Annotated in this window: 22 protein-coding genes and 1 pseudogene; 14 read left to right on the top strand and 9 right to left on the bottom strand. The window is 61.5% G+C overall.

The annotated features are described in order from the left end of the window. Positions 1–267: 267 nt before the first annotated feature. Positions 268–690, bottom strand: a complete 423-nt coding sequence (locus tag FFI94_RS30125; RefSeq protein WP_185993354.1) for a hypothetical protein — start codon at positions 688–690, stop codon at positions 268–270. 472 nt (positions 691–1162) lie between these two features. Then, positions 1163–1369 (bottom strand): annotated as a pseudogene (locus FFI94_RS30120) (response regulator transcription factor); the annotation flags it as partial. A 107-nt stretch (positions 1370–1476) separates the two neighbouring features. On the opposite strand from FFI94_RS30120, the gene FFI94_RS34820 reads away from it, so the two are divergent. Continuing rightward, on the top strand, positions 1477–1647 hold the full coding sequence (locus FFI94_RS34820) for a TetR/AcrR family transcriptional regulator C-terminal domain-containing protein (protein ID WP_221937779.1): 171 nt from the start codon (positions 1477–1479) through the stop codon (positions 1645–1647). Then, positions 1628–1960, top strand: coding sequence for a nuclear transport factor 2 family protein (locus FFI94_RS34440; protein ID WP_397495539.1), 333 nt, complete (start codon positions 1628–1630; stop codon positions 1958–1960). The genes FFI94_RS34820 and FFI94_RS34440 overlap by 20 nt, the downstream gene beginning before the upstream one ends. A 156-nt stretch (positions 1961–2116) precedes the next feature. Here the strand turns inward: FFI94_RS34440 and FFI94_RS33870 are convergent, their stop codons facing one another. Further along, positions 2117–2374 carry a hypothetical protein gene (locus tag FFI94_RS33870; RefSeq protein ID WP_185993353.1) on the bottom strand — a complete coding sequence of 86 codons (258 nt, stop codon included), beginning with the start codon at positions 2372–2374 and terminating at the stop codon, positions 2117–2119. A gap of 751 nt (positions 2375–3125) precedes the next feature. Between FFI94_RS33870 and FFI94_RS30105 the strand changes: the two genes are divergently transcribed. Further along, complete coding sequence (locus tag FFI94_RS30105) at positions 3126–4010, top strand: triacylglycerol lipase (protein WP_260684436.1); 885 nt, start codon at positions 3126–3128, stop codon at positions 4008–4010. Between the two features lie 152 nt (positions 4011–4162). Here FFI94_RS30105 and FFI94_RS30100 read toward each other — a convergent pair whose 3' ends face one another. Continuing rightward, positions 4163–4414 carry a hypothetical protein gene (locus tag FFI94_RS30100; protein WP_138871056.1) on the bottom strand — a complete coding sequence of 84 codons (252 nt, stop codon included), beginning with the start codon at positions 4412–4414 and terminating at the stop codon, positions 4163–4165. A gap of 365 nt (positions 4415–4779) precedes the next feature. Here FFI94_RS30100 and FFI94_RS30095 point away from each other — a divergent pair, with 365 nt between their 5' ends. Then, positions 4780–5361 carry a hypothetical protein gene (locus FFI94_RS30095; RefSeq protein ID WP_185993352.1) on the top strand — a complete coding sequence of 194 codons (582 nt, stop codon included), beginning with the start codon at positions 4780–4782 and terminating at the stop codon, positions 5359–5361. 78 nt (positions 5362–5439) lie between these two features. Here the strand turns inward: FFI94_RS30095 and FFI94_RS34815 are convergent, their stop codons facing one another. Then, a complete protein-coding gene (locus FFI94_RS34815; protein ID WP_138871055.1) occupies positions 5440–5700 on the bottom strand; it encodes a pentapeptide repeat-containing protein in 261 nt (86 codons plus the stop codon). An 854-nt stretch (positions 5701–6554) separates the two neighbouring features. On the opposite strand from FFI94_RS34815, the gene FFI94_RS30080 reads away from it, so the two are divergent. The 5 genes from FFI94_RS30080 to FFI94_RS30060 all read left to right on the top strand — a co-directional run bounded on the left by FFI94_RS30080 (position 6555) and on the right by FFI94_RS30060 (position 10140). Further along, complete coding sequence (locus FFI94_RS30080; RefSeq protein WP_138871054.1) at positions 6555–6860, top strand: hypothetical protein; 306 nt, start codon at positions 6555–6557, stop codon at positions 6858–6860. Continuing rightward, positions 6861–8588, top strand: coding sequence for an alpha/beta hydrolase (locus FFI94_RS30075; protein ID WP_138871053.1), 1728 nt, complete (start codon positions 6861–6863; stop codon positions 8586–8588). It begins immediately after the preceding gene. Positions 8589–8677: 89 nt separating this feature from the next. Further along, positions 8678–9151, top strand: coding sequence for a hypothetical protein (locus FFI94_RS30070; protein WP_144298303.1), 474 nt, complete (start codon positions 8678–8680; stop codon positions 9149–9151). Further along, positions 9148–9567 (top strand): YbaB/EbfC family nucleoid-associated protein, encoded by a 420-nt coding sequence (locus FFI94_RS30065; protein WP_138871051.1) that lies wholly within the window; start codon positions 9148–9150, stop codon positions 9565–9567. The genes FFI94_RS30070 and FFI94_RS30065 overlap by 4 nt, the downstream gene beginning before the upstream one ends. Before the next feature lie 246 nt (positions 9568–9813). Further along, positions 9814–10140, top strand: a complete 327-nt coding sequence (locus FFI94_RS30060) for an SDR family NAD(P)-dependent oxidoreductase (RefSeq protein ID WP_260684435.1) — start codon at positions 9814–9816, stop codon at positions 10138–10140. 119 nt (positions 10141–10259) lie between these two features. On the opposite strand, the gene FFI94_RS30055 is transcribed toward FFI94_RS30060, so the two are convergent. Then, entirely contained in the window at positions 10260–11213 is a 954-nt protein-coding gene (locus tag FFI94_RS30055) for a zinc-binding dehydrogenase (RefSeq protein ID WP_260684434.1), read from the bottom strand. Positions 11214–11307: 94 nt separating this feature from the next. Between FFI94_RS30055 and FFI94_RS30050 the strand changes: the two genes are divergently transcribed. From FFI94_RS30050 to FFI94_RS30035, 5 genes are all read left to right on the top strand, one after another. Continuing rightward, positions 11308–11943: a TetR/AcrR family transcriptional regulator gene (locus FFI94_RS30050; RefSeq protein WP_185993351.1), complete on the top strand. Its 636-nt coding sequence runs from the start codon at positions 11308–11310 to the stop codon at positions 11941–11943. 147 nt (positions 11944–12090) lie between these two features. Continuing rightward, a complete protein-coding gene (locus FFI94_RS34065; RefSeq protein ID WP_221937778.1) occupies positions 12091–12387 on the top strand; it encodes an alpha/beta fold hydrolase in 297 nt (98 codons plus the stop codon). A 28-nt stretch (positions 12388–12415) separates the two neighbouring features. Continuing rightward, positions 12416–12778, top strand: a complete 363-nt coding sequence (locus FFI94_RS34060) for an alpha/beta fold hydrolase (protein WP_221937777.1) — start codon at positions 12416–12418, stop codon at positions 12776–12778. A 257-nt stretch (positions 12779–13035) separates the two neighbouring features. Continuing rightward, positions 13036–13689: an HAD family hydrolase gene (locus FFI94_RS30040; RefSeq protein WP_260684433.1), complete on the top strand. Its 654-nt coding sequence runs from the start codon at positions 13036–13038 to the stop codon at positions 13687–13689. Positions 13690–13698: 9 nt separating this feature from the next. Further along, positions 13699–15048, top strand: a complete 1350-nt coding sequence (locus FFI94_RS30035; protein ID WP_138871050.1) for a DUF1214 domain-containing protein — start codon at positions 13699–13701, stop codon at positions 15046–15048. A 30-nt stretch (positions 15049–15078) separates the two neighbouring features. On the opposite strand, the gene FFI94_RS30030 is transcribed toward FFI94_RS30035, so the two are convergent. From FFI94_RS30030 to FFI94_RS30020, 3 genes are all read right to left on the bottom strand, one after another. Continuing rightward, positions 15079–15378 carry a hypothetical protein gene (locus tag FFI94_RS30030; RefSeq protein WP_138871049.1) on the bottom strand — a complete coding sequence of 100 codons (300 nt, stop codon included), beginning with the start codon at positions 15376–15378 and terminating at the stop codon, positions 15079–15081. 128 nt (positions 15379–15506) lie between these two features. Then, entirely contained in the window at positions 15507–16667 is a 1161-nt protein-coding gene (locus FFI94_RS30025; protein ID WP_185993350.1) for a serine hydrolase, read from the bottom strand. 173 nt (positions 16668–16840) lie between these two features. Continuing rightward, positions 16841–18124 (bottom strand): M23 family metallopeptidase, encoded by a 1284-nt coding sequence (locus FFI94_RS30020; RefSeq protein ID WP_138871047.1) that lies wholly within the window; start codon positions 18122–18124, stop codon positions 16841–16843. Between the last annotated feature and the right edge of the window lie 6 nt (positions 18125–18130).

The following is an 18130-nucleotide window of genomic DNA, read 5'->3' as shown; positions in this document are numbered from 1 at the left end:
AGGGGCATACACCCACCCTTGACCCGACTCCCTTCCACAGTGGGCGGCCAGTATGGAGAAGCAGGGAGAAGAACAGTCCCAGGCGGACAGGTTGCGTGCGGTATGCGGTGTGTCTTGATGTCCGGCTGCACGGTTGGAGCGGGCTGGCTGCTGGGGTTCGGAGTACATCGAGGCCGGCTTGGCTGAAGACGCGCAGGTCGAGGTGGCGGGGAAGATATTGGCGGAGCAAAACCATTGATGGTTTCGTTGCCGCCGCTATGCCTCTCGTCAGGCAGGCGTAGACGGCGCGTGATCGTCGAACTCATCGCTCTTGGCGGCATGCTTGGCGCGAAGGGCCTCGAGTTGGGCAGACTTGGCCGCGGCAATGCGTTCGCGGGTGGCGGCTGTACGAGCCGGAGTCGGGGCGGGATCGACGAGGTCGGCGTCGAGGTCGGCGTCGAGGTCGGGGGAGGGCTCCCAGTGCGGCGCTGCGGGGTCGACGGTGCGCATCGCGTCGGCCAGCAAGATGAACGGGACGATGAAGACCAAGAAGAAGATTGTGTACTCGCCGCTGTGGAAGAACACGGCCAGGTAGATGCCGTAGCTCAGGAACGCGGTGCCGATGAGACCGTTGACAACGCGGCGACCGGGGTGCAGTCCGGAGGCCACCAGCGCCCAAACGGTCAAGACGATTCCGCTGACGAACAGCATCGTCACATAGAAGCCGAACACGTATTTCCCCCATCTCGAGCAGATCGAACGATGATCAACCTAGATCAACGATGATCAACCTAGATCAACGATGATCAACCTAGATCACCGGCGCCGCGTTCGATCAGCACTTTCAGGCAAAGAGCAGGTCAACGGCGTCGAGGGTCGGCTGCGGTCTAGTTGAACTACCGTCGCGTTTCGCTGATCTTCGCTGCATCTCGACGGCCGCCGCTGTTGTTGTGGCTATGGACGTTGCTGACGCGGGACCGAAGTAGACGGACTGGTCCTCAGCGTGAGGATGGGAGTTGCGACACAACCGTTCTCGACCAAAAGGACCAGCCCTGTGACCCACCGTGGTGTCCCGCACTTGTGGAAGGAAGACGCCGCCTGATCGGGCGGTGCCGGGCTCGTCCGATCGCCTACGTCCCGGCAGAAATGTAGATTCCGTAAACTGGCTTGAGATGTATTGAGACTATAGGTCTTTCGGGCGGACAAGTCTGCACTCGTACGCGTAGATCGCGGCTTGGGTGCGGTCCCGGAGTTGCAGTTTGCCGGGGATCCTGCCGACGTGGGTTTTGACGGTTTCCTCCGAGACGAAGAGCTTCGAGGCGATTTCGCTGTTGGACAGTCCGCTTGCGATGAGGACGAGCACTTCCGATTCTCGTGGGGTGAGGTCGTGCACTCGCGCGGTGTCCTTGTGGTTGTGCCCGGGTTCCGAGTCTGACCGATATAGGCTGCGCCTGGGTGAGCCCTCCGTCTTCGAGTGAATTCTCGGATCATTTCGCGATGCGGCAAATCAATGTCGAGGCTGCACATGTTCCGCGGGCTGCTCTCGATGCCTGGCAGGAAGCCGGCCCGCGTCGAGCGCACCGCGCACTCGCAGACGCATTCGAACGACTCGCTCGGGACGGTCAATTACGCACAGGGGACGGGCGTCGTGCCGCGCGTCACATGTAGATTCCCGATCTACTTGTCCGATCGGCCTGCGATTTCCGAGGCCATGGTTCTCTCGCACGGCTTCGTACTGGATCGCGACGCGGTGATCGCCTCGCTCGACGACGCCCCGCCGTGGCGGAACTACGAGATCAGCGGCGACCGCCTCATCGAGGTCAGTGAGGACACTGCGATCCTGGTCTACACCGGCCGGGCCTCCCGCGGCGAGGGCGCGCCGGCGTTCCACGCCCTGATGTCCAGCGTCTACACCCGTCGCGACGGCCAGTGGCGACTCACGCTCTACCAGCAGACCTCCGTTCCGGACGCCGACCGCTAGACCAGGTCTATTGGACGGCGGAGGGGTGCGCTTTCCCCAGAAGCCACCAGTACGGACCCTGTGATGGACGTGATCGGCAAGGCCATCACCGAGGGCGCAGCGGAAATATCGCCAGTGCCTGCGGCCAGTTCCTGGACTTGTGGAAGGTGATCGGAGTCAACGGGGGATCCCTTTCACCGCTGCACACTCGCGCACTACTTCGCTGAACTCTGCGCCGATCCGGCGCAGGCATTGGCCTGGGAGGTGCGCGCACTCGACGCCACCGACGCCGTCACCGAGTGGCGCGTCCAAGAACATCACGCCAGCCTGCGCATCGCCGGCTTCTATCCCTCGCTTCACCTCAACCCCGGCGCCGATAGCTATCGCCGGCTGGGATCCTTCGAAGCCGCCCGTGAACACATCGACGCCGCCCATGGGCGCTCGTCTGCGCTGGCTCCCGAATCCGATAGGGAACTCATTCGCCGGCGATCGACGAGACGACCACGGCCGTCGAGAACCAGGACACCGCGGCCTCGTGGCAGGCACGGGCAGAGGCTTGACGTCGTTGACCTAATCAAGAGCCCACCACCCGTCATCGTCGCGAGTTCCCGGACGCACTCCTACATCGCTCCGGACGGTGCAAACGATTCCTCTCTGGTGGGCCAGATACTCGCAGACCTACACCCGATCGTGGCGCTTGAATTCGCACCAGCTATCCGCGCATTTGATGCATCTCGCACCGCAAAGTCGATATCACGTCCCGGGTGGCTGGAAAGGCATGTGGTGTGTTCGATGTCGGTCGCCTCGAGTTGAACGGTCAGCGGTGCGTCGGCGTCGACTCAGTGGTAGATGGTCTCTGTGGCACGCACCCCCCCGGTGGCGAGCGTCGGGCCAGGATATCAAGAATGAATCATCAAGACTCTCAATCAATTTGGCAGTCCACTTATGACGGCCTTCAAGTTTTCGTGAATTTCCGGGGACGGATGAGCCTCCTGGCCGCAGGATTGTCGAAGGATCCACTTGGTAGAAATGTTGTAGCGCAGGTGAAAGTAGCCCACTCGCGCGCCCTCGGGCGTAGTGTGCAACGCGTCGTTGTATCAGTTTTCCATGGACGGTCAGGTGTCCTGATGCGTAGATTGTGGTCGACAGTGCCGATCGTCATCGAGGGACTTGTGTTGGCGATGGGGTGGGTTCGGCCAATGCGGAGCCAACGGCCGTGCCCGGCGGGTTCTTCGCGGGCTACGCAGCCGAGGCCGCAAATCATGGTGGCACCCTGCCCGGGGTAAATGACTGGGACTGTGAACCGACACCGGAGCATTCGCTGCCCGTCGTGCTCGTCCACGGAACTGCTGCCAATGCGCAGATCAACTGGAACGCGATGGCACCGACGCTCAAGAGCGAAGGCTACTGCCTGTTCGCACCTACCTTCGGGATACTTCCCACCGCAACCAATTGGCCGCTGGACTCCGTTGGCGGCCTCGCATCAATGTATGACAGCGCTGCGCAGGTCGGGGAGTTCGTAGACAATGTGCTCGCGGCCACCAAGACGGACAAAGTCGATATGGTCGCACACTCGGAGGGCACCCTGGTGGGCGGCTACTACGTCAAACTCCTCGGTGGTGCGGAGGTCGTCGACAAGTTCATCGCGTTGACGCCGGTATGGAAGGGCAACGAAGCTCACGGGGCGGGTATAGCGCTCGATCTCGCGACCCAGCTCGGCACCAAGGACCAGATGCTGGAGTTCTGGGATCCTGTGGCCCCGGCACTGCTGCAGATGGCGAAGGGCTCGGACTTCATGAATGAAATCACGGAGGGCGGCCCATACGCGCCAGGTGTGAAGTACACCAACATCATGACCCGCTACGATGACATGGTGATGCCGTACACGGCCGGCTACATCGAGGCGCCGAACGCGACGAACATCGTGGTGCAGGACAGCTGCGATCAGGATTTCTCCGGGCACGCGTCCGTTGGGGCCAACGTGCGCGGCCAGCAATTCGTGCTCAACGCGCTGGACCCGGCGAACGCGGAGAGTGTGCCCTGTGTCTTTGTGCCGCCGATGATCGGCTGAACCGAAACACACTCCACTATAAGCGATTCCGGTTCTATCTGCGGAACTTGGGGGTAGTGACTGTCGAAGATGGGCGGGGTCGGGCGACGCTCGATTGCGCAGGCGTAGAGGCGGCATTACCGGGCGCTCAGGCTTCGCATGGATCGGAAATGTCACCAACGTAACCGGGGCTCACCCCACTTCTGTTGCGGCGCAACGGCTACGGCGACCTCGGCTACGTCCGGATGTTCGGTGAGTGAGTTCTCGATTTCGATCGAGGTGATGTTCCCTCCGCCGGAGATGATGACGTCCTTCATCCGGCCCGGGCGCTCGACGTAACCATCGGGGTCCTTGTAGTAGCCGAGCGTTACGGTGTTTCCGCGAAGTACGAATCTAGCCGCGGGTGACTCCGTCCGCGGGGACATCGGCTCCGGATCTAGGAACACCCGGCACCAGCATTCTCTCGTTTCCGTTACTGTCACCGCCAGGAAACCTGAAAACACCGGCACAAACAGTCTCACTATCGGAATGAATCAACGTACCGGGCGTCGGACCGCGATTCGAAATGGCCATTCCGAGAGCGTTCGTCACCAACGTTGCCGTCCGAGAAATGTCGACAGACCAGCGCCCGGTCTGGACGGAACTATCTACGGGGGCCGGTAAGCAGGCGGGTGTGCATGGCGTTGTTCGAGCGTGCCGCTGCCGACATTTCCTGCACTCTTATGTCGGGGCGCCGACGCGATCGCTTGATGCCGAGTGCTATTCCCGAACCGGGGCTATCGTGAAGTCCATGCTCATTGCGCGGATGCAAACTCTGGCACTGATTGTGGGTCCGGCGATCTTCGCGCTGTCCCCGCTGTTCTGGAACGATGGGCATTACGGAGTGGTCGGTGGCATGCTCATCGCTGTATCGACCGTGCCGTGGGTGTTCGGGCTCCTCGGAGAGTACGAGGAGCTTCGTACCCACTTCCCCGTCGTGTCCGGGCTCTGGTTCCTACTTGTGTTGATCGGCATGTTCGGGACGGTCGCGTTCGGGCTGCAGGGGTTCTTCGAGAGCGTGTTCGGCGTCGACGACAGTTCGGCTCTTGCGGCGTTCGACGGCTACCCGACAGCCGGCACAATCATGTTCCTGCTGGCCGGGCCGACGTTCCCCTTCGCGCTGGTGGTGTTCGGAGCGATGCAGTGGCGTGCACGTGTGGTTCCCCCGATCTGCAGCGTCTTGGTGCTCGTCGCCGCGGCCGCGTTCCCGATCGCTCGAGTTACGCGCGAGGCGCCCGTTGCGTTCGTCGCCGACCTCGTCATGGTCGCCGCGTTCTCCGGAGTGGCTTGGTATGCGTGGGCACGGCCGGTTGTTGCCGTCGACAACTCTTGACTTATCCTTTTGGGTAATCGAATTCTGCTGCACTGCAGCGTGATGTGTACTTCAAGCCTTTCTCGGAAAGTGAATCGCTCAGAGGGGGCTGGTTCTCAGAGGGGGCTGGTTAATGAGGAAATCGTTCGTTTGACGGTGCCGGTCAGGTCGGCCCCGGAAAAATACGCCCGACAGGTTTGAGTCACTGAGATTTGCACCTACGAAATCAGCACCACCGCGAAGGAATTCGCCCGATGGGCATGCCGCACCCGTGGTTGCCCTACTTTCCTCGGCGGACGAAATCGCAGCCGAACTGTAATCGATCGGAACCCTGTTCGGCACCCGTGGTGCGTCGATCATGCCGGCAGTTGCGACGGATGCTCTTCTGTCCGACGAAGACTACGGTGAGTGCGGAATCAAGTTAGCTGGAACAGAATTTGAGTTCCACCTCGGGGCTGTACCGGCCATCGCCTTCGGCATCTTGAGTGGCTGCCCAGTGCTGACAATCCCAAGTTTCGTACGGAATGGAATCCTACGGGCACATAGATGGTCACGCGACCGTACGACCGTACGACCGACCGACCGCACCGTCCTCGGGAAAGGTCGCGCGCTCGAGAAGGCTCTGCCCTATTCCGGTAAACATCCGGACTGCCATGTCTTCTCGTGAGAATCTCGGGTTGGTTCGATCCTCGTCTTCCAGTCGAAAATCTGCTGTGCGTGTGGGCGGAGGTCGGCACAATCCAGCTGCGATCTCAGGCAGTTGGGCGAATCACGCTACGCAGGATTCGTTGACCTCGGGATCGGCGATGATCACATGGTGGCCTTCGAATCTTCGCAATTCGGATGCGCCCGCACGTAGTAGCCGCTCGGCCCGTCGTCTTCATTGTCGATAGTGACCAGCCACTCCTCGCGGGCCGAAAAAGGCTGCGGTAGTAGTTCATCGACCTATCCAGCGACTATCTTCCAGAATGTAGCCAAGCGGTCGAGGTCTGTGGCATCTGTCGATGTCAATGCCCAAGACAACCGAGTGCCGGAAGGATTGATGGTTCAACAGATTCATTCCGCTGACCAGGCGGCGCACACCAGGTCCGATATGCCGTCGTCGGGCTACCAACTCTGCTGTGAATGCACGGCCGATTTGGGCGAGAGGGCGGGAAGAAGCTCTCGGTGTTGCTACTATTCGGTCCGATACAAACAGACGTCGGGGGGACGTAATGGGGGAACTGCTACGTGCGGACGGTGATGCACTGCGCGCGCTGGCCGTCACAATTCGTGGCCGCGCAGACGAGATCACGGCAGTCGCTGTTGCGACTCCGTTTTCCGAAGCTGCATCAGCCATGCCGGACTCGGCTACAGGATCAGCCGTCGCGGCTGCCGCTGCGCCCGCAGAGGTCGCATACACAACGGTTGCCGCGAAAATTCGGGAAATGGCAGCGGCAGCCGAATCAAGCGCCACATCATACGAAGAGACTGAGCAATTGTTCCGCAGTCAACTGAGTCGTTACCGGGACGGGCTCTGAATGACGACGATATCTCAAGTACGGCAATGGAATCCGACTGTACTCGAATCGGCCGCAGCGACCATCTCGTACAACAACCGCACCTTCCGTCAATCCCTGGAGTCGATGAACGCAGATGTCGACAATGTCCTGCAACATTGGGAGGGTGACGGTGCAGCGGCTGCATCGGCGCGGGCTCTCGCAGACGGGTTGACCGGAAACCGTATCATCACAGCAGTTTTCGCCGAAAGTGATGCGCTCGCCGAAGCCGCGGCCGCGCTCGGAGCGGCACGTACGACAGTCCTCGGCATCGTCGACGATGCACTTGCACGCGGGATGAGGGTCTCGGATTCCGGTCACGTCACAGCTCCGACTTTCGGCAGCGGCGAGGCTCTGGCAGATCTGTTCTTCCAGGCCCAAATGAACGATCAAGCCAAACAAATCGAAGCCCGACTGATTCCTGCGCTGAACACCGCGGACGAAGTGGACCAGACCGCCGCAGCAGCGCTGAACAAAGCCGCAACCGATCTCGGCGATCTGAACCAATCGCCCAGCGGCACCAGGCTTGATGATTCCGTCACGGCAATCCTCGACGGTCATGCCTTCGTCCCCGAGGATCCGCGCGCGTTCAACGACTTCTGGGAATCACTCTCCCCCACCGACAAAGACGCACTCGCCGCCTACGACCCGAGCATCGGGAACCGCGACGGGATGCCTGCAGTCGACAAAGACAACCTCAACCGGGTCTACCTCGATGCACTCGGCGCCCGGGCCGACGCAGATGTCGTCGCCTTGCATGACGCGCACCCGGACTGGGCGGACGGCAGGAACATTCCGCCGGACTCAGGAGTTGTGTCCGATCACGACAATCAGGCACGCAGAGACTACGACCAGTGGGTCAGTGACCGCGCCGACGCCCAGCGTACCGCCGACGGGTACCGGACATTGACCGAACACGTCAACGCAGACGGCACGCCGCGCTACCTTCTCGGCGTCGACGAGCAGGGACGTGCTGCCGTCGCTCTCGAGAACCCGGACACTGCCACACACGTCGCCACTTTCGTCCCCGGCACCGGAAGCCATTTGGGGACAATCGGCGGTGACCTCGACCGATCTCAGTGGATGCTCGACGCAGCCACTCACGAACTCGATGACGCCGGTCTACCTGGATCTGTTTCAGTGGTGGCGTGGTACGGGTACAACGCGCCTCAAACGATTCCCGATGCCGGTCTGGACAAGTTCGCCGAGGCAGGCACCGCTCAGCTCGATCGGTTCCAGGATGGATTGCGGGCCGCGCATGACGGTACCCCGTCGCACAACACGATCATCGGCCACAGCTACGGAAGTACAGTTATCGGCAACGCCGCCAACGATGCACGCTCGTTGGCTGCCGACGACCTTTTCTTCGTCGGCAGCCCCGGAGTGGACGTTAACCACGTCAGTGGATTGCACCTCGACGGCATCGGCACCGAGGAAATGGGTGGCCACGTGTATGCCACCGCCGCGGCATTCGATCCGGTGCCCATGATCGGCGACGTCGCCGGTGTCCACGGCCCCAACCCCGCGCGCGAGATCTTGGGCTATGCACCGTTCGGGGCTACCGTCGTTGAAAGTGCCCCCGGAACGTACTACGACGTACCGGGATTCGGCCCGATACCGAATCCCGCCGCGCACAGCGAGTATTGGAACTCCGGCAACAGCGCGTTGACCGGGATGGCACGCGTGATCGCAGGACTGGGAGCGCCATGACCACAACCTCGAGTAAGCCGTGTTCGGTGACGATCGCAGTCCTCGCGGTCGTCGCCCTGTCGACCGCATGCAATTCAAAGGAGACTCCGGTGAGCCCTGACTTCGATCCGAACCTGACCCGATCCGCTGCGCAGGCGCAAGTCATCGACAACCTCACCAGCAGCCTCGAACCGCTTCCCGCTGGCAGCTATCTGACACGTCGCAGCGCCGTCGACCCCACCCGCATGCAAAGTGCCGGAGCTACCGTTCCCTGCGACGACAGCAACCTGTCGGAAAACACCTCAGTGGACTACAACGTGCGCTACTACCTCCGGGCAGCGCAAGGCCAGGAGGTCGAAACATTCACCGACCTCATCAATTCCGCTTGGAAGCAACGAAACTGGGCAACAAGAACATTCACCACCGCATCAAGTACCAACACGGAGGTGATCTCACCAACGGGGTACCGCATGATCCTCGAGGACGGTGGCTCGACGGTCAGCCTCGTCGGTTCATCCCCATGCTTTCCTCGCCCAGATATCAATGACCGCCCGGACGCACCCGAAACGATCGAACGGCCATGACAACCCGCGAGGCGATCACAGAAGAACTCACCGTCACCGCACGGCGCGTCGAAGACGAGGTCTCGACAGTGCGGGGCCGGGGCGGTGCTGCCAACGGCAACATCGAAGTCGAAGTCGATGCACTCGGGGCAATCACCGAACTTCGCGTCAGTGAGGTCGCGACGCGGCAACTCACCACGTCGGCTCTCGCGAGTGCAATCGTTGCCGCACAACATGATGCATGCAGGTCGGCGAGGGCAACGGCAGGCATCATTCGCGACAAGCTATTGAACGATCCCCGCGTAGTTCAGATCATGGCCGAGCTCGACGCCGCCCGAAGAGTAGATCCATCGCATTCCGAGATTCCGGCACCCAAAGAGAATCCGCGCATCGCCGACGAAGAATCGTTCTATCGAGATCCACTTCGTCGACGCTGACCATCGCAGCGGTGGCTGCCGCTGCTCTCCGACTCACCATCGGGTGCTCGATCGCGTCGATCACAAACGCGACATCTCCCCCAGGCACTGAGTGTGGGGGAGGTGCCCCCATCCAACCCGGCCACGTCGAAACGTAGACACCTCAGTGGCGCGTGGGATGTCTAATGGGGTAGTCCCAAGCGATTGCGACTACCCCACTAGGCAAAATCGGCTACCCACAACATATTCGGTCTAACCGGATTGAACTTGCGCGGCACCAAATCGGTGGCGCGATGTCCTTCCAAAGGTGCAGCCGCCAACCTCACCCGGTGCCTGGCCATCGAATACGGCAAGGACAAAATCCGAGTGAACGGCATCTGTCCGACCTACGCAAAGACGGCTCTGACTCGGGAATTGTTCGACGACAAGGACTTCGACAATTCATTTACCGAGTCGATCCCGCTTAAGCGGTGGGGAGAGGTCGAGGACGTCGCGAACCTCGCGGTCTTCCTCGCGTCCGACGAGTCGAGCTACATCCACGGTGATCTGGTCAAGATCGGCGGCGGCGAAACACTCTGCCGCTACTCGGTCTGACATCTGACAGACACCTCGTTACTTCGCGCGGCGGCGCTACCCCTTGGTGCCGCCGCGCGATTCCCCTTGCCCTTACGGCCGAGGATCCACCGTCGTCAACACCTTGAATGTGCCGGAGCTCAGGGGGTGAGGACGATGCGCCCGAAAACCTTGCCGAGGTCCATCTGGCGGTGCGCTTCGGCGGCCAGTTCCAGGGGCAGGACCTCATGCACGACGGCGTGCAGATCGCCGCGTGCTGCGGCGGCAAACTGCTCGGCCCGGACCGCGTCCCTGACTGGAACCGGGACGGTGTTGAGGCTGAAAGTCGAGAACGAGCGGGACTGCTGGAACGCGTCCATGAGTCGCATGCCGAAGTCCGCCGGCGGCAAGCCGGCCACTACGCCGACGACGACCATGCGCCCGTTCGGGGCGAGTCGGTCGATGAACGCCGGCACCTCCGCCCCGCCGGCAATGTCGATGATCACGTCGAAGGATGCGGGCGCAGTCGGATCGCCCTCTCCGGCACGGTCGAGCACATGTGTCGCTCCGAGGCTTCGGAGTCGGCTGCCGCGCTCCGGTGATGACGTCGTGACCGCGACCGTGCTCGCCCCTCCGCGCACCGCGAGTTCCACTGTCGCGATGCCGATGCTGCCCGCCGCACCGCGCACGAGCACGGACTCACCAGGTACGAGGTGCGCGTGGGCGAGCGCGAAATACGCTACAGGAGCGGCACTTCCGAGTGTCACCGCGTCGATCGACGACAGCTTCGCGGGGAGTCCGACGACGTCATCGATCCGCGCAACCGCCTGCTCGACGTAGCCGCCACCGGTGCCTGTAAATGCCCACACGCGCTTACCTACCCACAAGTCGTCGACGCCCGCTCCGACTGCTTTTACCGTGCCGGCGACCTCGCTGCCGGGGACCAGTCCCTCGCTGAACCCGTACCCTCCCAGGGTTCCCCGGCGAATCACCGCGTCGACGCCGCCGACTCCGATCGCCTCTGTTTCGATGACCACCTGGCCGGGTCCCGGAACCGGATCCGGTGTCTCGATCAACGCCATTCCGCTCGGGTCGCCGAATCGTTGGATCGCCACTGCTCGCACCATCGTCTCCATCTCGTTTCGTCGCTGTCTGCGGTACCGTCGCAACGGTAACGGACGCCTCCGTCCACTTACGGAAGTGAGAACGATGACCGATCGATTGCCTCACATGCTCCGCGCCGACGCGCAAGACAACCGCGACCGAGTCCTCGAAGCCGCTCGAGCTCTGTTCGCGGAACGCGGGATCGACGTAACGATGCGCCAGATCGCTCGCCGCGCTGACGTGGGGCCCGCGACCCTGTACCGACGGTTCCCGACGAAGCAGATACTCGTCGACGAGGCCTTCGAGTACGAACTGCGGTCGTGCCGAGGGATAGTGGACGACGGCTGCGCCGATCCCGATCCGTGGCGAGGGTTCTGTTCGGTTATCGAGCGGATCAGCCTGCTCAACGTCCGGAACCAGGGGTTCGTGGACGCGTTCATGTCCGCGAACCCCGGGATCGACACCTTCTCCGCTCATCGCGCTTCGCTGCTGCGGATGCTCGCGGAACTGGCGGGACGGGCTCGAGCGGCCGGTCAGCTGCGCCGCGACTTCGTTATCGACGACCTTGTGATCGTCCTGCTCGCGGGGCGAGGATTGTCATCGACGCCACCCTCCAGCCGAGAGGCGGCAGCGCGGCGCTTCGCCGTCCTCGCCATCGACGGGTTTCGGGAATCCCCTACGAACGGAGATCTGACACGCGCCCCGCGACTCGTTTTCGAAAAGGCGCGGACCGTCCGATAGACCGTCCTTAGCGGAATGCCGGTCGTGCTCGCCTCGGCTCCCGCGCTCCGCCGGGCACTGTCACGATGTCATCCGTGCCGAACATGCGACAACCCTTCTTGGGCACAGGGATTCGAATCGATCCCAGTCGAGACTGGAGATTGCCCCATGCTGCCGGCTGCGCTTGTCCCAAAGCAAACACCGAAGGCCCGGCGGAATTCTGACACCGAGACAACATGCCCGGATGGGGGAACCTCCGACAGCGCAACCGTCGATCAACTCGATCATGTCGACGCGGCCCTCCAGTTCATGGACACTTCCGGAATCGACAAGGCGGCCTTTGTCGGTAACTCGATGGGCGCGACCTCGATGCGATTCGCCACCGTGCGTCCTGGCCGAGTCTCGCGCCTCATCACGGTGGGGTCACCCACACCCGGTCCGAAATTGTTCTCGGCTGGGCATTGAGGTGTACAAGAACCCAAGCCCCGGGACCATGGGCAAGCTGATCGAGATCATGGTCCACAACAAGCAATTCGCGACGCCGGAACTGCTCGCGACACGCTCTGGCGCAGCGCTGGCACGTCCCGACCATCTCGAGAACTACCTGGCGGGGCTTCCAAAAGGGGCGCCGATCCCGAACTGGGTGAGACTCGAGAACCTGCCGGGTGTCGACATTCCTACGTTGCTGATCCACGGACGTGACGACCGCGTTGTCCCCTTCGAACATTCATTGATGTTGCTCGCGCTGATCCCCAACTTGCGCCTCGTAATATTCAATCACTGCTGGCATTGGGCAATGATCGAGCATCCAGACGAATTCAATCGTCTGGTAATCGATTTCATCGCGAACAACTAGTTTGGAACAAGACATAGTCGGCCGGACCAACTGTCGGCGGCGCCGCGTAGGTTGATGTGATGTCGTCCTGCGCGTTGTCGCCCGTGCCACTGCGGAGTATTTCTCATGACCGAGAATTCCGGCAAAAAGCAAAAATGGCGCCCGAGTTCTAATACTCTCTGATCATGGCGCTTTGGGGATCGGCGACGAATGAAGCTCAGATGCTTCGGCAATCGCACGCAACCGCACTGTCGTTTGACGTGACAGAGGTGTGAGCGATGGCCTCACCGGCGCTGCCATCGTGGAGCAGTTCGCCCACCCGTGAGGCGATTGTGCGCTTCGTCGATACGGTAACTTGCGGGACGAACGCTGTGCGGCTTGAAGATCGGGTAGCTGTATTCGACAACGACGGGACGTTGTGGCCGGAAAAACCGATGCCCGTTCAGGTGCATTTCATCGTTGAGAAGTGGCGCGGGCAGTCCGCATCCGTGGCCGAATTCATGAGCGCCGCACATCATCCGACCTTGCATCGGTCATACGCTCAGACGGCGTATCAACCGATGGTCGAGTTGCTCCGGTTTCTGGCGGACAACAGTTTCACCTGCTATATCGTCTCGGTCGGCGACCGGGACTTCATGCGACCCATAGTCGAACAGTGCTATGGGATTCCACCTGAACGAGTCATCGGTTCAGCGCTCGGATTGAGATACGACAACGCCATCGATGATGTGCGGTATGAATCAACTTTCGAGTTCATGGACGATGGCCCTGAAAAGCCAGTGCGCATCCTCGGCGAGGCAGTCGGCCGCGGTTACACCGTGGCGAGCGTCCAACGTGACTGGGCGACGATCTTCGCTCCTCTTGATCAGCCAGCCCAGGGCGCCTTCGTCAATGGTCCGAACACTCAGGGGCTTTTCGAACGTAAACCGTAGGGAGACACGATGACCACTGATGATTCTCGTCGCGACATTGTCGAGCGCGGCATTTTCAGGCGCGCAGTGGAGGCAGCGGTCTGGGCTATGCCGGCGGTCAACTTCGAACTGATGCGAGAAGTGTTGGCGTCGGGCAAATCAAATGAGTTCGTGTACTGGTCCCAACTGCTCGACTGGCGTAACCAGACACTGACTCCCAACCCGGACCTGATCTACTACATGGCGTTCTTCGACACCCATGACGGCCCCGTAGTGGTGGAAATCCCTGCAGAAAGCGAAGGGCAGGCGCTCAACGGGTCGATCTGCAGCTTGTGGCAAGTCCCCCTCGAGGACGTCGGTCACTTCGGACTCGACCAAGGCCGCGGCGGCAAGTACGTGATCCTGCCTCCTGGCTACGACGGTTCGATCCCCGAGGGCTACATCCCGCTGGTTACGGAAACGTTCAGTACCTATGCCTTGATTCGCTCGGTGCTCAGCGAAAGAACTCAGCAGGCTCTCGACCGCGGACTTGAACTGTGCCAACGTATCCGGGTGTACCCGCTGGCGCAGGCCGACAATCCACCCCCCACGCGTTCGCGGGACCTCTTTGGCGACATAGTCGATACAACTATTCCGTATGACCTCCGGTTTTACGAACTGCTGCACCGAGTCATTCAGGATGAGCCGTGGCTCGCCCGCGACCGTGCCTTCGCCGAAATACTTTCCGGCATCGGAATTTCTCGGGGAACTCCCTTCGCCCCGTCCCCCGAACGTGCAGCGACGCTGGAACGGGCCGTTGTCGAAGCGCACGAGTGGGTCCGCAACATCTACGAGAATGGATTCGAACCGTTCTTCGCAGACTCTCAGTGGTTCTTCCCGGCCACCCAAAATTTTGCCGAGGCACAGCGGGACGGGTATGACGTCCACAACCAGGTGTACCCGTACACCGATCGCGCCGTGATCTATCACATGGCCTTCATCGGCATCAAACACCTTGGTGTGGGCCAGTTCTACCTCGTGGACCTTCGTGACAGTGATGGTGTGCTCTTCGACTCTGCCGCGACATACCGGATGCGGGTGCCCGCCGGTGTGCCGGTGTCACAGTACTGGTCGGTGACCATGTACGACGCCGGCACACACGGTTTCATTCAGGGCAACACCAAATACTCGGTCTCCTCGCAGACCTCTGGCCTGGTCATCAACGACGACGGTTCCGTCGATGTCTACTTCGGGCCGAACCCGCCATCCGAACGTGCAGCGAACTCCATTGACACCGGTGCATCCACACGCTTCGAGCTCATGTTCCGCTTCTACGGCGTCGGACCCGAGGTTATGAAGAAGCAATGGTCACTGAGTGATGTGGAGCGTCTGACTAGCTGAACGGCTAGATGTCCGAGGTACACGACGGCATCACCTGCTGATCAGCTGGGACGCCACTGCGGTGCCCGCGGCGACGGCGCCGACCGATGGCCAGGGGCCGATCTTCTTCGCCAGTGGGTGCGAGGCGCCGAACGCGCCCACGTACGTGGCGACGAGTACTGCGGTGCGGGCCGGCCCACTGGTGCGTGCCCAGTGCGTCACGCACACGGCTCCGACGACGCCGAGCACGGCGCCTCCGAGTTGACGGTTGCCGCTCTGCCTGGCGACGGCATAGCCGCCGACGAGGCCACCTGCGGCGAGGGCGGAAACGGCGGTCTTGGACAGTGCCATGGAATCTCCTTGTGTGTGTTTGTCGAACTCCCCTCCACGGTATCCCTCGTCAGGAATGTCAATCGAGGTTGACGGCGATCCTCGCGACGCAGTGTCGCCATCCTGGCGCGATGTGTCAGTTGTGGAAACTACTTATCCTGCGCCGGAATCGCCCGCGAGATCAGCTCCGATATCTTGGTCGCCGGCAGCTCCCCGTCAGGTGCCTGCGTGACGTTTGTCAGAACAACGATGACGGTACCGTCGGACGCGCGACTCGACGTTTGGGTTTGGTAGCCGGTGATATGTCCCTGGTGCCCGGTGAGTCCGTTGAGCTTTGCGATGCCAAGTCCGTAGGGCATCGCTCCTTCGGTAACGAAGTCGAGTCGTTCTCCTTGCATTTCGGGGTCCAAGAGATCCCCGGCAACAAGGGCGCGGGCCCAGATCGCCATGTCAGCAGCAGTGCATATGGCTTCTCCCGCGCCGAATCCCCAGGAAGGATTGAAGTTCGTCACGTCGATCAAATCCGGTTTCGGAGCCGGCGGGCTCGGGTTGTCCCACGTAGGGCCGTACTGATAACCGTGGCTGTACGGAGCGGGGATCGTCGAATCCGCCTGTGCGGGCATCGAACAGCCGGTCATCTGCAAAGGGGTGAAGATGCGATCCGCGACGAGTTTGCCGAGTGAGGCACCGCCGTGCTGCTCGGCGATGAGGCCGAGCATCACGTAGTTGGTGTTCGAGTAGTCCCAGCCATCTCCTGCCGCAAATTCGGCCGGCTGACCGACCGTTGTTGCGAGGAGTTCTTCCGGAGTCCACACGCGCGCAGGATTGTTCGCAAGATCATTCAGGAATTGATCTGGCGTATAGGTGGGGATGCCCGACGTCATGTTGAGCGCCTGCCTGATCGTCGCCCCGTTGGTGTCAAGCGCTGGAAAGTACGGTGCCAGTGGATCATCGAGCCCGAACTTGCCCTCTTGTGCCAGTTGTAGAACCACCGTCGCGGTCAGAGTCTTACTGATACTCCCGATCCGAAAGTGGTTCTCCACCTTCATGGGTTCGTTTGTGTCGATATTCGCAACACCTGCCGCAACCTCATAGGTGCCTCGATCGGGGCTGACGACAACGGCAACCACTCCAGGTATCCCCATTTCCTCCATCTGCTCGTTGACGATGGGGAGGATGGCGGACTCTAACGAGCCCTGTGTCGCAGCGACTTCGGTTGACGCCGAGTTGGTCTGGCCGGCTTCCCCGCTCGCGCAGGCTGTCAAAGTTACCACCGCAATCGCGAGTGTTGTGGCTGCGAGCGTCCTCATGACGTGCTCCCCGGAATCGTGTGAGCGTAGAAAGCGAAGTTTCCGCCGCCGATGTCGATGATCATGTAATTTCCTCCAAGTTGATCCAAAACCGGTTCGGGAGATGACGAGCATCCGGACAGAAGCGCAACGGCCGCAACATGAACGAGCGGAGCAGTACGCATGATCGGCGATCAGGCCGGAACATCAGGGAATGCCCGAAAGTTGACCAGGGTGGAATAGAGCGGGAGTTGGTTCGTGCGCTCTCCGGCGTTCGGTCCCTCTGAGACAGTGACAAAAATGCCCTCGTCGGTCGGCGCAGCCTCCACGTCGACGGCCCCGATGAATGTGAACCGGTCGATCTCGTACGCGACGTTGTCACCCGACAGCGGCAGCGGCGCTCGGGACAGGTGAAAGTGCAGGTGCGGCGCAGTCGTGTTTCCCGAATTACCGAGTCTGCCGATAGCCTGCCCGCGAGTGACCTTGTCGCCGACCTCCACCGACACGCTGCCTGGGATCATGTGCGCATAGAAGGCGAAGTTGCCGTCACCGATGTCGATAATCACGTAGTTTCCGGCCAACTGTTCGAAGGCGACGCCCTCGGGCAGAATCTTGGGTGGCACATCCGGCCTGTCCGACACCACAGTCACGATCGTGCCGTCGGCAACCGCCAAGAGTTCGGCGCCGTATCCGTAGTAGTCCTCGTTACGTGTTCCGTCACCCACAGCGACTGCATTGTCCTGGCCGGTTTGCATCCAATCGATGCCGAAGCGCTCGGCGCCGTTCATCCTGCCACCCAATGCCAGCACCACTCCGCGGTGCGCATTCATCACGCAACAACTGTTGTCGGCAATCCAACCGTCGCCGGCGACCGGCGGCCCGATCACAACCGGCGACGCCGTACTCGTCCGGACCGCCCCACCGATCTGGGTAGTGGCATCCGGGTACAACGCGCCGAATGCTTCCGATCCCGGCGACGCTGTGCCCAGCGTGGCCGTGATGCGGTGCGTCACTTCAGCGGGAACGTCATCGCGACTGTCGTAGACGTCATCGAGCAGTAGCACCACTGTGCGCCCCGGGGCGATATCGGTGACGGGAACGGGTGCCGCCGGGAACTGGAGAGTTCGTGCTGCCACCTCCGCTTCTCCCACCGTGGTGACCACCACGCCGTCAGGTCCGTCGGCCAGAGTCTCGACCTCTGTGATCGTCACCGGACGAGGTGTGACGTTGAACAGCTGGATCTCGTAGGCCACGTGGATCTTTCCGTCGGTGCCGGTCACCGGAATCGGATCCGGTCCGAGGGCGGTGATCACCAACGGCGTCGCCACATCTTTGTCGAGGGGGTAACCCGGCGGAACTCCACCGCGGGGATCGACTGTCGATGCCGGGGATGCGTTTGATTCGGTGGATTCGACCGACGATGAGCAGCCCGCCAAAAGTGCAACGGCCGCAACAAGAACGAGCGGAGCCTTACGCATTGTCGG

The sequence above is a fragment of the Rhodococcus sp. KBS0724 genome, from assembly GCF_005938745.2.
Taxonomy (GTDB): domain Bacteria; phylum Actinomycetota; class Actinomycetes; order Mycobacteriales; family Mycobacteriaceae; genus Rhodococcus_F.
The sequence above is the reverse complement of the archived record's forward strand: the minus strand, read 5'-3'. Positions and strand labels throughout refer to the sequence as shown.

What these genes read in the sequence shown, in the direction of transcription:
- FFI94_RS34065 (WP_221937778.1), top strand. Translation starts at nt 12,091, where the DNA reads ATGCTGCCGGCTGCGCTTGTCCCAAAGCAAACACCGAAGGCCCGGCGG.
- FFI94_RS34820 (WP_221937779.1), top strand. Translation starts at nt 1,477, where the DNA reads ATGCGGCAAATCAATGTCGAGGCTGCACATGTTCCGCGGGCTGCTCTC.
- FFI94_RS33870 (WP_185993353.1), bottom strand. Translation starts at nt 2,374, where the DNA reads ATGGGCGGCGTCGATGTGTTCACGGGCGGCTTCGAAGGATCCCAGCCG.
- FFI94_RS30030 (WP_138871049.1), bottom strand. Translation starts at nt 15,378, where the DNA reads ATGGCACTGTCCAAGACCGCCGTTTCCGCCCTCGCCGCAGGTGGCCTC.
- FFI94_RS30065 (WP_138871051.1), top strand. Translation starts at nt 9,148, where the DNA reads ATGACAACCCGCGAGGCGATCACAGAAGAACTCACCGTCACCGCACGG.
- FFI94_RS30095 (WP_185993352.1), top strand. Translation starts at nt 4,780, where the DNA reads ATGCTCATTGCGCGGATGCAAACTCTGGCACTGATTGTGGGTCCGGCG.
- FFI94_RS30100 (WP_138871056.1), bottom strand. Translation starts at nt 4,414, where the DNA reads ATGTCCCCGCGGACGGAGTCACCCGCGGCTAGATTCGTACTTCGCGGA.
- FFI94_RS34815 (WP_138871055.1), bottom strand. Translation starts at nt 5,700, where the DNA reads ATGATCGACGCACCACGGGTGCCGAACAGGGTTCCGATCGATTACAGT.
- FFI94_RS30020 (WP_138871047.1), bottom strand. Translation starts at nt 18,124, where the DNA reads ATGCGTAAGGCTCCGCTCGTTCTTGTTGCGGCCGTTGCACTTTTGGCG.
- FFI94_RS30080 (WP_138871054.1), top strand. Translation starts at nt 6,555, where the DNA reads ATGGGGGAACTGCTACGTGCGGACGGTGATGCACTGCGCGCGCTGGCC.
- FFI94_RS30050 (WP_185993351.1), top strand. Translation starts at nt 11,308, where the DNA reads ATGACCGATCGATTGCCTCACATGCTCCGCGCCGACGCGCAAGACAAC.
- FFI94_RS34060 (WP_221937777.1), top strand. Translation starts at nt 12,416, where the DNA reads ATGGGCAAGCTGATCGAGATCATGGTCCACAACAAGCAATTCGCGACG.
- FFI94_RS30075 (WP_138871053.1), top strand. Translation starts at nt 6,861, where the DNA reads ATGACGACGATATCTCAAGTACGGCAATGGAATCCGACTGTACTCGAA.
- FFI94_RS30035 (WP_138871050.1), top strand. Translation starts at nt 13,699, where the DNA reads ATGACCACTGATGATTCTCGTCGCGACATTGTCGAGCGCGGCATTTTC.
- FFI94_RS30040 (WP_260684433.1), top strand. Translation starts at nt 13,036, where the DNA reads ATGGCCTCACCGGCGCTGCCATCGTGGAGCAGTTCGCCCACCCGTGAG.
- FFI94_RS30125 (WP_185993354.1), bottom strand. Translation starts at nt 690, where the DNA reads ATGCTGTTCGTCAGCGGAATCGTCTTGACCGTTTGGGCGCTGGTGGCC.
- FFI94_RS30025 (WP_185993350.1), bottom strand. Translation starts at nt 16,667, where the DNA reads ATGAGGACGCTCGCAGCCACAACACTCGCGATTGCGGTGGTAACTTTG.